The sequence below is a fragment of the Pradoshia sp. Z6_59 genome, assembly GCF_058267515.1.
This window is the reverse complement of the sequence record NZ_JBZCPP010000014.1, coordinates 40,146-52,141: the sequence shown is the minus strand read 5'-3', so window position 1 is coordinate 52,141 and position 11,996 is coordinate 40,146. Positions and strand designations below refer to the sequence as shown.

The 11,996-nt window shown below is 41.4% G+C and carries 11 protein-coding genes; all 11 read left to right on the top strand.

Going from position 1 to position 11,996, the window contains the following annotated elements; genetic code table 11:
* Window positions 1-101: 101 nt before the first annotated feature.
* The 11 genes from AC4D4B_RS14220 (at window position 102) to AC4D4B_RS14170 (ending at window position 11,982) form a co-directional block, all read left to right on the top strand.
* On the top strand, window positions 102-488 hold the full coding sequence (locus AC4D4B_RS14220; protein ID WP_491000314.1) for an Arm DNA-binding domain-containing protein: 387 nt from the start codon (window positions 102-104) through the stop codon (window positions 486-488).
* Between the two features lie 5 nt (window positions 489-493).
* Window positions 494-1,210 carry a site-specific integrase gene (locus AC4D4B_RS14215; RefSeq protein WP_491000339.1) on the top strand — a complete coding sequence of 239 codons (717 nt, stop codon included), beginning with the start codon at window positions 494-496 and terminating at the stop codon, window positions 1,208-1,210.
* Between the two features lie 526 nt (window positions 1,211-1,736).
* Window positions 1,737-3,329, top strand: coding sequence for a long-chain-fatty-acid--CoA ligase (locus AC4D4B_RS14210; RefSeq protein WP_491000313.1), 1,593 nt, complete (start codon window positions 1,737-1,739; stop codon window positions 3,327-3,329).
* Between the two features lie 299 nt (window positions 3,330-3,628).
* Window positions 3,629-4,243, top strand: a complete 615-nt coding sequence (locus AC4D4B_RS14205; protein WP_066104057.1) for a TetR/AcrR family transcriptional regulator — start codon at window positions 3,629-3,631, stop codon at window positions 4,241-4,243.
* Window positions 4,244-4,310: 67 nt separating this feature from the next.
* On the top strand, window positions 4,311-5,453 hold the full coding sequence (locus AC4D4B_RS14200) for an acyl-CoA dehydrogenase family protein (RefSeq protein WP_490994631.1): 1,143 nt from the start codon (window positions 4,311-4,313) through the stop codon (window positions 5,451-5,453).
* A gap of 43 nt (window positions 5,454-5,496) precedes the next feature.
* Window positions 5,497-7,125 (top strand): AMP-binding protein, encoded by a 1,629-nt coding sequence (locus tag AC4D4B_RS14195; RefSeq protein WP_491000338.1) that lies wholly within the window; start codon window positions 5,497-5,499, stop codon window positions 7,123-7,125.
* 12 nt (window positions 7,126-7,137) lie between these two features.
* Window positions 7,138-8,490 carry an acetyl-CoA carboxylase biotin carboxylase subunit gene (locus tag AC4D4B_RS14190; protein WP_491000312.1) on the top strand — a complete coding sequence of 451 codons (1,353 nt, stop codon included), beginning with the start codon at window positions 7,138-7,140 and terminating at the stop codon, window positions 8,488-8,490.
* Window positions 8,491-8,501: 11 nt separating this feature from the next.
* The gene (locus AC4D4B_RS14185; protein ID WP_066104050.1) at window positions 8,502-8,717 is read left to right on the top strand and encodes an acetyl-CoA carboxylase biotin carboxyl carrier protein subunit; all 216 of its coding nucleotides are present in this window, start codon (window positions 8,502-8,504) and stop codon (window positions 8,715-8,717) included.
* A 16-nt stretch (window positions 8,718-8,733) separates the two neighbouring features.
* Entirely contained in the window at window positions 8,734-9,651 is a 918-nt protein-coding gene (locus AC4D4B_RS14180; protein WP_491000311.1) for a hydroxymethylglutaryl-CoA lyase, read from the top strand.
* Window positions 9,651-10,424: an enoyl-CoA hydratase gene (locus AC4D4B_RS14175; RefSeq protein ID WP_491000310.1), complete on the top strand. Its 774-nt coding sequence runs from the start codon at window positions 9,651-9,653 to the stop codon at window positions 10,422-10,424. The genes AC4D4B_RS14180 and AC4D4B_RS14175 overlap by 1 nt, the downstream gene beginning before the upstream one ends.
* Window positions 10,425-10,449: 25 nt before the next feature.
* Window positions 10,450-11,982, top strand: a complete 1,533-nt coding sequence (locus AC4D4B_RS14170) for an acyl-CoA carboxylase subunit beta (protein WP_491000309.1) — start codon at window positions 10,450-10,452, stop codon at window positions 11,980-11,982.
* Window positions 11,983-11,996 lie beyond the last annotated feature (14 nt).

The following is an 11,996-nucleotide window of genomic DNA, read 5'->3' as shown; positions in this document are numbered from 1 at the left end:
TTATTCCTCTTGTTAGATCTTTTTAAAACGTTTCATTTTAAAACTTTTGTCCATATTATTACCAACCCTACCTCCATCCACAAAATTTGGAGGTCTTTTTATTGTCAGTTAAAAAAGTTGGTAAGGTATGGTCATTTCGAATTGATGCCGGTGTAGACTCGCATACCGGTAAGAGAAAACAGATTTATCGCAGTGGTTTTAAAACCAAACGTGAAGCGCTGGAAGAGATGGCAAAGCTTCAATTACAAATTAGTACCGGAGAGTATACGGAGCCTGAAAAGACAATATTTAATGAGTATATCAATTCTTGGCTGCATAAGACATACAAGCACGAAGTCCAGCTGCCAACATATGAGAAAGCCGAACCGATAGTCCGGTACCATCTAGTTCCACATTTTAAATCAACGCCGCTATCCAAGATTACAACCTATGATATCGTCAGTTCTATGCTGCCAAGCTACAGGAAGGATTGGCGAATGCAACGGTGAGGAAGATGCATAATCTGCTCTCCAAGGCTCTGCAAAAAGCAGTGAAATGGGAACTGATTAAGAACAATCCTGCTCGCGATGCAACACCGCCAACGGTTCATAAACAGCGTAAGCAAACTTGGACAGTTGAAGAAGCGAAAACATTCTTAGAAGTCTGTGAGCGGGAGGGCGAACTGATTCCCTTCTTACTGGCTATCTTCACCGGAATGAGACGCGGTGAATTATTAGCGCTTCGCTGGAATAACATCGATTTGGATAAAGGTGAAATTCATGTAATCGAGTCGTTGGTTAGGACGAAAGAGAAGGGCTTATATGTGAAGACAGTCAAATCGGCTCAATCTGTACGTGAAGTTTTTCTTTCACCTGATGTACGAGATGCATTAGTAGAATTCAAAAAGATTCAAGTGCCGAATGAATTGGGAATTGTTATCGCTTCTTCTGTCGGAACGTATATGGAGCCACGTAATCTGCTAAGAAAATATCGGCGGTTAATCAAGCTAGCTGGTGTTCCTTACATGCCCTTCCATAATCTCCGACATACTCATGCAACGATATTAATGAGGATGGGAGAGAATCCTAAAGTGGTTAGTGAGCGGCTAGGACATGCCAGAGTTGGGATTACACTCGATATCTATTCCCATACAAATGAGGAAATGCAGAAGCGGACAGCGAATCGGTTTGGTGAACATTTTGGATTTAACGGAAACAATGGAGACAGCTGAACCCTTTGGAAAGGCTGGGCTCGTGCAGTGTCGTGTGGAGCTTCTGTGCAGTATTTGTGCAATGTATAAAAATACAGGTGAAATCGGGTTTTTACTGAATAATAGAAAAAAGGCTCAAACCCTTGATACACATGGGCTTAAGCCTTTCTGGAAAGTATGATCCCGACTGGGTTCGAACCAGCGACCCCCACCCTGTCAATTTACTAGTCTAAATTTCTTAATTTCATCAAAGTAAGACTGATTTATTTTTCCATATGGACCGCAAGCAATAAGGGTTTATTTCATTCAAGCATTCTTCGGATTGCTTTTTTTATATTTCTTTTTGATTATTATTGCAGGAAATATAGTTCTTGCTTGTCGAATTAATTATTTGGGAGAGAGTTGAATATTTTAGCGGGAAGAGATTTTAAGAAATTGATGTTCCGTATGAATATCAGAATTAAAATTGATTCTCCCATCACTTGGAAAGAATATTTACGCTTGATTAATTCGGAATATTTTGATTTTAGTAAAGGGGGATACAGTAATGAATGTACCATTAATACTTACGCAATTCTTAGACAGGGCCGTAAGCTTGTATGGGGACAAGCAGGCTATCATATGTGAAGACAGGGTGTTTACATATCATGAACTAAATGAAAGAGTTAATCGGTTATCTCACGGTTTAAAGAATTTTGGGGTTCAAAAAGGGGATCGCATTGCCTACTTAGCGCCAAACTCTGTTGAAATGTTGGAGGGCTTTTATGGAATTTTCCAATTAGGTGGTGTGATGGTACCACTAAATAGTCGATTAAAGCCAGATGATTATCAATTTATTTTAAACCATAGTGAATCGAAAATCTTATTCGTTGATCAAGACCTTTACCATTTGATTTTGCCAATTAAAGATAAGCTAAAGACGATTGAAAAAATTATTGTTCATTATAAAGATTCAGAGACAGAAGAGGTAGGATATGATGTTTGGTTGGAAGAGCAAAGTGACGAGGCATTTGAGAGATTTCCTTTAGAAGAAGATGATGTATCCAGCCTTCTTTATACAAGTGGAACAACCGGGAATCCAAAGGGAGTCATGCTGACTCATCGGAATAACTATATTCATGCGTTAAGTACTATGCATCATCTTCGCATAACGGATGAAGATGTTTTACTTCATGTCTTACCGATGTTTCATGTCAATGGTTGGGGTTCTCCGTTTTATTATACGGCTAACGGTGCTACTCAGGTCTGCTCTCGAAAAACGACGCCTGAGATGATTTTTTCTGCCCTCGAAAAACATAAAGTAAACGTTATGCATATGGCTCCAACCGTGTTAAATTCACTCCTGCAATATTACGACCAGAATAGTTCTAATATTGAACAAGCAGTTCGAGTTGTCATTGCCGGTTCGGCACCACCGCCAGCCTTTGTTAGACGAGTGGAAAAAGAGCTGGGCTGGGATTTCATACAAGTATATGGAATGACTGAATCTTCTCCTTTAAGCTTGATTTCAGTTGTTCGCTCAGAATTAAAGGAATTATCTACTGAGGAACAATACCGAATTAAATCGAAGGCGGGGATATCGATGGTTGGCTGTGAAGTTAAAGTTGTGACTGAGCATGGCGAAGAAGTCGAGCATAACGGTAAAGAGATTGGGGAAGTCATCACAAGAAGTAATGGAGTCATGTTAGGATACTGGAAGAATGAAGAGGCAACGATGGAGGCGATTAAAAACGGATGGCTTCATACGGGAGATATGGCTACTGTAGATGAATATGGACATATTGATATTGTCGATAGGAAGAAAGATGTTATCATAAGCGGAGGAGAAAATATCTCTTCCATCGAGGTTGAGGGCGTGTTATATGACCACCCCGATGTATTAGAAGCAGCGGTAATCGCTGTTCCTCATGAAAAGTGGGGAGAAACTCCGCATGCTTTTATTGTTCAAAGAGAGGGAAGAAACGTTTCTGAAGAGGAATTAATTGCATTTACAAGAGAGAGGTTAGCCCATTTTAAAGCAATAACAGGAGCAACCTTTGTAAAGGAACTACCAAAAACAGCCTCTGGGAAAATACAAAAGGTAGTCCTTCGGAATGATTACTGGGAGGCAGCCGGAAAAGGCGGGAAATTCGTTAATTAATAAAATATCAACTGAAGAATATTTTGGTAGGATAACTAGTATGATTAGATTAGGAAAAATAAGTATAATCAATGTATTAAAGACTCGCTATCTGATTAGCGAGTCTTTAATATTTAAGAAATGATTTTGCTCTTTCTTAGAATCTATTTAATGGTGCTACATGTTTCGATTTCATTAAAAATCATCACATTATTTCAACTAGCTAATTCAAACCTAAATATTTGAATAAATTAAATAATTTGACAATTTTGTGAAGTTTAAGTTAGAATCTAAATCATAATAAATGAACATGGAGAGGGGTGAAGAAAACGGAATTAAAGGATCGCATTCTGGATACATCTGTTAAGTTGTTTGAAAAGCATGGCTTTCATGGTGTTTCAGTAAATGATATTGTTCAGGCCAGTGATACTTCAAAGGGTGGTTTTTATCACCATTTTCAATCAAAGGATGAATTGCTTTTCTCTATACACGACACATTTATCTCCTATGTCTTACGTAAAGCCAAAGAGGCTATCCACCATTATCAAACTCCACCAGAGAAACTTCAGCAGATTATTTACTCGTTTACGAAAGTATTTGATCTCTACCAATCTCACATATCAGTCTTTTATCAGGAAAGTAAATATTTAAAACCGGAACTGGATTCAACTATTAAACTGAAGCGGGATGAGTTCAGGCTATTAATATACGAAGTCATTAAAGAAGGTCAGGATTCCGGAGATTTTCGAAAAGAGATTCCTTTTGAAATCAGTGGTCTTGCCATATTGGGAATTGTGAACTGGACCTCAAAATGGTATCAACGAAACGGGCCAATGCCGATGGATCAGATTTCTGTGTATTTTACTGACTTTATTATGCATGCTCTATTAACCGAAGAGGCAAAAAGGAAATACGGACATTTTTTTACCACATAATTAAAGCGCTTACATATCTATAACAGACCAACCAGTCGGTCTTTCACAAAAGAGTAGGAGGATGAAAATGAACTTTGAATTGAGCACGGAGCAAAAGATGGTCCGCAATATGGCAAGAGAATTTGCGGAAAAGGAAATTAAGCCAATTGCGATTGAATTAGACCGGGAGTCAAGATTCCCTGAAGAAGTATTTAAGAAAATGGGTGAATTAGGTCTGCTCGGAATTCCTTTTCCAGAAGAATACGGAGGCTCCGGTGGAGATACGATCTCTTATGCGCTTGCTGTAGAGGAAATTGGAAAAGCATGTGGAGGTACCGGCTTGAGCTATGCAGCTGCTGTATCACTTGGATCGAGTCCGATTTATTATTTTGGAACCGAGGAGCAAAAGCAACAGTACTTAACTCCATTGGCAAGTGGTAAGGCCTTAGCATCATTTGGATTAACGGAGCCTAATGCCGGATCAGATGCCGGAGGGACGAGAACAAAGGCCGTGCTAGAAGGTGATGAGTACGTAATTACAGGAGAAAAGTGCTGGATTACAAATGCAGGATTTGCAGAAACGCTTACGGTCACTGCGGTATCTGGTAAGACCAATGCCGGAAAAAATATTATTTCCGCCTTTCTTGTACCAACCAATACGCCAGGGCTAAAAATTACTAGCAATTACGACAAAATGGGTGTTCGAGCTTCGAATACATCAGAAATTATCCTCGATCAAGTACGAGTTCCAAAGGAAAACCTCCTTGGAGATCCTGAGGGAGGATTTAAACAATTCTTATATACACTGGACGGCGGAAGAATTTCAATCGCAGCTTTGGCTGTTGGGATTGCACAGGCGGCTTTTGAAAAAGCTCTTGCTTACAGTAAGGAACGAATCCAGTTTGGACAGTCCATCTCTAAGTTTCAGGCTATACAATTTAAGCTGGCTGACATGGCAATGGAAATTGAGCTGGCGAGAAATATGGTATTAAAGGCTGCCTGGCTTAAAGATCAAAAAAAGAATTTCACAAAGGAATCTGCCTATGCCAAGCTATTTGCTTCTGAAATGGGATTCCGTACATGCAATCAGGCGATTCAAATTCATGGTGGATATGGATATATGCGTGAATACGAAGTGGAACGTTACTTGCGTGATATGAAATTATTGGAGATTGGCGAGGGTACCTCAGAAATTCAGCGACTTGTTATATCCCGCCAACTAGGTTGCTAGCCTTATATTTTTATAAGTGATAAGGAGGAACGAGATGGCGGATTTGGTTCAGAAAACAGTGGGTGCTCTTTTGGATGAAATAGCTCAAGAGAATGCGGAGCGAGAAGCAGTTGTTTATGCAGATCGGGGTCTTCGGTATACGTATAAACAGTTTAATGATGTTTGCAAGGAGGCAGCCCGAGCGTTTATGTCGCTTGGAATGGAAAAGGGAGATCATCTTGCCATATGGGCGACTAATACTCCTGAATGGCTGATTACCCAATATGCGACAGGGAAAATGGGAGCGGTGCTCGTTACGGTAAATACGAGTTACAGAGCCAAAGAGCTAGAATACCTTCTGCAGCAGTCTGATTCAAAAACACTGATTTTAATGGAAAATGTGAAGGATCATTCCTATATTGAAACACTCTATGAAGTCATACCGGAACTAAGAGATGCACCTCCTGGAGAGCTGGTCTCAGAGAAACTGCCTTATTTAAAAAATGTTATCGTGCTTGGTGAGAATCGATATCCTGGTACGTACAGCTGGGATGATGTGATGAAAATGGCTTCCCACACATCAGAGCAGGAATTGACTGAAAGGCTGGATTCCTTACACGACGGCGATGTCATCAATATGCAGTATACGTCTGGAACAACTGGTTTTCCAAAGGGAGTTATGCTGACCCACCGCAATATCGTCAATAACGCGATCAATATTGCTGAAGGAATGAAGCTGACAAATGAAGACCGAATGTGTATTCCTGTTCCTTTCTTCCATTGTTTTGGGTGTGTATTAGGAACATTAACAGCCGTTTCTGTTGGTGCAGCCATGATTCCATTACAGGAGTTTAATCCGCGCAGTGTTTTACAGGTTGTCGAAGAAGAAAAATGTACAGCTCTTCACGGTGTTCCGACGATGTTTATTGCTGAAATGAACCTAGAGGACTTTGCTGAATACGATTTATCTACTTTGCGTACAGGTATAATGGCTGGTTCCACCTGCCCTATTGAAGTCATGAAGGGTGTAGTGGAAAAGATGGGAGCCAATGAAATAACGATTGTATTTGGACAGACCGAATCCTCTCCGGGTATCACTCAAACGAGGACGGACGATCCGCTTGAATTGCGAGTCAGCTCCATTGGCAGATCGATGCCTAATATTGAGGTGAAAATCGTCGAGCCTGGCACTGAGAATGAAGTCACTAGGGGGCAGCATGGCGAGTTAATCACACGCGGTTACCATGTCATGGAGGGTTATTACAAAAATCCAGAAGCAACTGCAGCTGCGATTTCCAAAGATGGCTGGCTTCATACCGGTGATTTGGCTGTCATGGATGAAAATGGGTATTGCGCTATTACTGGCAGGCTTAAGGACATGATTATCCGTGGTGGCGAAAATATTTATCCGAGAGAAATAGAAGAGTTTTTATACCAGCATCCTGCCGTGCTTGATGTCCAGGTCATTGGTGTACCGGATGCCAAATATGGTGAAGAAGTAATGGCATGGGTTATTCCAAAAGACGGCACATCCATAACAGCCGGGGATATCCGAAATTATTGCCAGGGGAAAATCTCAAGGCACAAAATACCACGCTATATCGAATTTATCGACGAATATCCGATGACAGCTTCTGGGAAAATTCAAAAATATAAGCTTCGTGAACAATCCATGCAGATTTTGGGAACGTGAGGAGGAGCAGCATTGTTTAAGAAAATATTAATTGCCAATCGAGGGGAAATTGCTTCAAGAATAATCCGTACCTGTAAACGCCTTAATATTGAAACGGTTGCGGTCTATTCGGAGGCAGATCATGAGGCACCTTTTGTTAAGGAAGCGGATTTTGCTTTTCTTTTGGGTGGTCCAAGAGTAAATGAAAGCTATGTTAATACCGCGAAAATATTAGAAATTGCGAAAGAGCATGATGTGGAAGCTATCCATCCGGGTTATGGATTTTTAAGTGAAAACAGTGAGTTTGCGAGGGAATGCATAAGAGAAAATATTGTTTTCATTGGTCCCTCTCCGGGTGTCATTGAACTAATGGGTCAAAAGACAAAAGCAAGGGTGGCCATGGAGAAGTCAGGTGTACCGGTTGTGCCTGGAATATCGTACCCGCTTGCTGATGCGGAGGAGGCAGTCATGGTAGCTGAGAAACTCGGATATCCTGTAATGCTGAAAGCCTCTGCTGGCGGAGGCGGGATTGGCATGCAGTCTGTCTCAAATGAAATCGAGCTCACAAAAGCATATGAAGGCAATCAAAACCGAGCCCAAAGTTTTTTTGGAAATGGGGATATGTTCCTTGAGAAAGTCATTGTGAACCCGAGGCATATTGAAATTCAAGTGCTGGCAGACAAGCATGGCAACGCTGTATACCTTTGGGAACGCGAATGTTCCATTCAGCGCCGTAATCAAAAAGTGGTAGAAGAAGCACCATCTTCATTTGTTGATGAGAGTCTACGAAAAAGAATGGGCGAAACAGCATTAAAGGCCGTACGCGATTTAGGCTACTATAATGCCGGTACCTTTGAATTTTTAATGGATGAACAAAAGAATTTCTATTTCCTTGAAATGAACACACGCCTGCAGGTTGAACATCCGGTAACAGAGGAAATTACGGGAATTGATATGGTTGAGGAACAAATTAGGATTGCCTATGGGGAGAATCTACGTTTTACCCAAGATGATATTCGGTTAGAGGGTCATGCTATTGAAGTTAGAGTCTATGCGGAGGATCCCGTTACGTTCTTACCATCACCCGGGCAAATAACCCATCTGAAATTACCGGAAGGTCCAGGGGTACGAAACGAGGTTGCAATCAGTGGTAACTCAAAGGTAACACCATTTTATGATCCGATGATTGCAAAACTAATTGTGTCGGCACCAAGCAGGGAAGCAGCTATTATCGGTATGACAAAAGCACTTCAAAGCTATGAAATTCAGGGAATTAAAACAAATCTACCCATGCTTTTAACGGTCATCCAGCATGAAGCATTTAAGGCGGGAGACACAACAACTGGATTTATTGAAGCAAATCTTAAAAAAATGAAAAACAGATAGGAGAGGTAATAATGGCTGAAGAAATCAAAGCAAGTATGGCGGGAAATGTATGGAAAATACAAGTAAAAGAGGGAGATACCGTTGAAAACGGTCAGGACATGGTCATTTTGGAATCTATGAAAATGGAAATTCCTATAGCCGCTGAAGGAGACGGACTCGTCACAGAGGTTGTCGTAAACGAAGGGGATTTTGTAAATGAGGGCGATGTTTTAATCCGTATTGACTAGAAGGGAGAGGACTTTTTTGGAGATACCTGAATTTGTACAAATAAAAGAAGTTGGCCCCCGGGACGGTTTGCAGAACGAGATGAATATAGCTCCGACTGAACAAAAAATAGAATGGATTGACCTGTTGAGCGAAACGGGTCTTTCTTATATTGAAATTACATCTTTTGTTGCTCCTAAATGGATTCCGCAGCTAGCTGATGCGCTGGAGGTATCAAGGAAAATCAAGCGCAAGGATACGGTCACTTATGCGGCTCTAGTGCCAAATCGAAAGGGATTGGAAAATGCGCTGTTAGCAAATATCGATGAAGTCTCTATTTTCATGTCAGCGAGTGAAGCACATAATCAAAAAAATATAAATAAATCCATTGCAGACACCTTTCCAATTCTTCAGGAGGTTGCAGAGGATGCATCAAAGGAAGGAAAAACAACCCGAGCTTATGTATCGACAGTGTTTGGCTGTCCGTACGAGGGTGAAGTTCAGATTGACGCTGTCTTACATATATGCGATAAGCTGTTTGCGATGGGTGTAGATGAAATCTCTCTTGGCGATACAATTGGTATTGCCCATCCAAAACAGGTTGATTTTTTACTGGATGAAGTAACAAAACGGTTTAATAAGGATCGTATCGCATTACACTTTCATGACACACGCGGCATGGCACTGGCTAATATATTAGTAGCTTTAAAGAAAGGATTCACGATTTTTGATTCCTCGCTTGGCGGATTAGGTGGCTGTCCATATGCACCTGGAGCTTCAGGAAATGTAGCCACTGATGACTTAGTTTATATGCTTGAGAGGATGGGGATTCGTACGGGTATTGATGGAAGAATGTTAGCTGAAGCTGCAGATTATATTCAAAAACAGATGGGTATCCCTTTGTCGAGTAAACAAATGGCTATCCAGGAGAAAAAGGAAGGGAGAAGGGTCAACTGATGATCAAGCGATCCATACGAGAAGACGGGATAGCAGTGATTGTATTAGATCAGCCTTATAAATCCAACGCTTTATCTATTGAGTTGTTAAAAGAATTGCAACAAACACTCCAGTTCTTGCAAGAAGATCCATCTATTCATTGTATAGTCTTCACTGGCAGCGGTGACAAAGCCTTTTGTGCTGGTGCTGATCTAAAGGAACGGTTAAATATGACTCCAGCACAGGTAGGAGAAGCGGTCAGATTAATCAAGGAGACCATTTCAATGATTGACCAAATGCCGCAGCCGACGATTGCATCGATTAATGGGGCAGCATTTGGCGGAGGGCTTGAGCTTGCATTGGCTTGTGATATAAGAGTGGCCAGCCATCATGCCAAGATGGGGCTCACAGAAACCTCTCTGGGAATCATTCCAGGCGCAGGCGGAACACAGAGACTGCCGAGATTAATTGGAATCAGTAAAGCAAAGGAACTTATTTTCACCGCTCGCAGGATAGATGCCATAGAGGCACTGCAAATTGGCCTGGTTAATCAAATCTCCAAGCCGGATGAACTGGAGACGATGAGCCTATCAATCGCAAGGAAAATCGTAGCCAATGCACCTATCGCAGTGAAGGAAGCTAAAAAAGCGATTGAAAGAGGCATGGAAACAGATTTGGTACATGGTTTGCAAATTGAAGAAATGAGCTATCAGGTTACCATTCCAACGAAGGATCGTATGGAGGGGCTCATGGCATTCAAGGAAAAACGTAAGCCTGTATATACCGGTGAATAAACTCTCAATAGAAAGGTAGATGACCATGAATACAATTCAAAATGACCTTATAGAACGAATAGAAAAAATAAAAGGAGGCGGAGAAGAGAGGTATCATCAAAAAAATAAAGAAGCAGGCAAATTGTTCGTTCGTGAACGTTTAGAGCTATTGTTTGATGAAGGCGTTTTAGCGGAGGATGGACTGTTTGCGAATCATTCTGCGGAAGGTTTACCTGCAGACGGGGTGGTAACTGGATTAGGGAAAATAAATGGTCAAACGGTTGCTGTTATGGCCAATGATTCAACCATTAAAGCTGGATCATGGGGTGCACGGACGGTTGAAAAAATCATTCGTATTCAGGAAACTGCTGATAAGCTTCAAATCCCTATGCTCTATTTAGTAGACTCAGCTGGTGCGAGAATAACCGATCAGGTAGAGATGTTCCCTGGGCGCCGAGGGGCTGGCAGAATTTTTTATAATCAGGTAAAACTATCCGGGAAAATCCCGCAAATCTGTTTATTATTTGGTCCTTCTGCAGCAGGCGGTGCTTATATTCCAGCATTTTGCGATATCGTTGTAATGGTGGATGGGAATGCTTCCATGTATCTTGGTTCTCCTAGGATGGCAGAGATGGTGATTGGTGAGAAGGTCACATTGGAGCAAATGGGCGGAGCGAAAATGCATTGTTCCGTATCAGGATGCGGAGATGTCCTAGTAAGCAGTGAACAAGAGGCAATCGAATATGCCCGGAAATATCTATCCTACTTCCCGGCCAATTTTGCCGAAAAAACTAAAAGCACCGAAGAAAAACTACCTCAAGTATCAGACAAAACAATCGCAGATCTTATCCCTCAGAATCAAAATGCACCCTTTAATATGTATGATCTCATTAATCAATTAATAGACGAGGATTCCTTTTGTGAAATCAAGAAAATGTTTGCACCTGAATTAATTACTGGCCTTGCCCGAATGGGTGGAAAACCGGTTGGAATTATTGCCAATCAGCCGCGTGTAAAGGGTGGAGTTCTTTTTCATGATTCAGCTGATAAAGCAGCCAAATTCATTAATCTGTGTGACGCCTTCAATATACCATTACTCTTTTTGGCCGATATTCCAGGCTTTATGATTGGCACTAAAGTAGAGCAGGCAGGAATTATCAGGCACGGTGCAAAAATGATTGCTGCCATGAGTGAAGCAACCGTTCCAAAAATCTCTGTTATTGTTCGGAAAGCGTATGGAGCTGGCCTTTATGCGATGGCCGGTCCAGCCTTTGAACCAGATTGCTGTATTGCCTTGCCGACTGCCTCGATTGCAGTGATGGGTCCTGAAGCGGCAGTGAATGCTGTGTATGCCAATAAAATTGCCGCCCTCCCTGAAGAAGAGCGCCAAGGCTTCATTATGGAAAAAAGAGAAGAGTACAAGGAAGATATTAATATTTATCGCCTCGCCTCAGAAATGATCATTGATGATATTGTTGAACCTAATGATTTAAGAAGTCAATTAATCACTAGATTTAGCTTATATGAAAGTAAATATCAGGTCTTTTCATGCCGAAAACATCCGGTTTACCCGGTTTGAGGAAACGGAGGGTT

Coding starts and splice junctions, on each gene's coding strand:
- AC4D4B_RS14215 (WP_491000339.1), top strand. CDS start 494: ATGCATAATCTGCTCTCCAAGGCTCTGCAAAAAGCAGTGAAATGGGAA.
- AC4D4B_RS14170 (WP_491000309.1), top strand. CDS start 10,450: ATGAATACAATTCAAAATGACCTTATAGAACGAATAGAAAAAATAAAA.
- AC4D4B_RS14210 (WP_491000313.1), top strand. CDS start 1,737: ATGAATGTACCATTAATACTTACGCAATTCTTAGACAGGGCCGTAAGC.
- AC4D4B_RS14185 (WP_066104050.1), top strand. CDS start 8,502: ATGGCTGAAGAAATCAAAGCAAGTATGGCGGGAAATGTATGGAAAATA.
- AC4D4B_RS14175 (WP_491000310.1), top strand. CDS start 9,651: ATGATCAAGCGATCCATACGAGAAGACGGGATAGCAGTGATTGTATTA.
- AC4D4B_RS14200 (WP_490994631.1), top strand. CDS start 4,311: ATGAACTTTGAATTGAGCACGGAGCAAAAGATGGTCCGCAATATGGCA.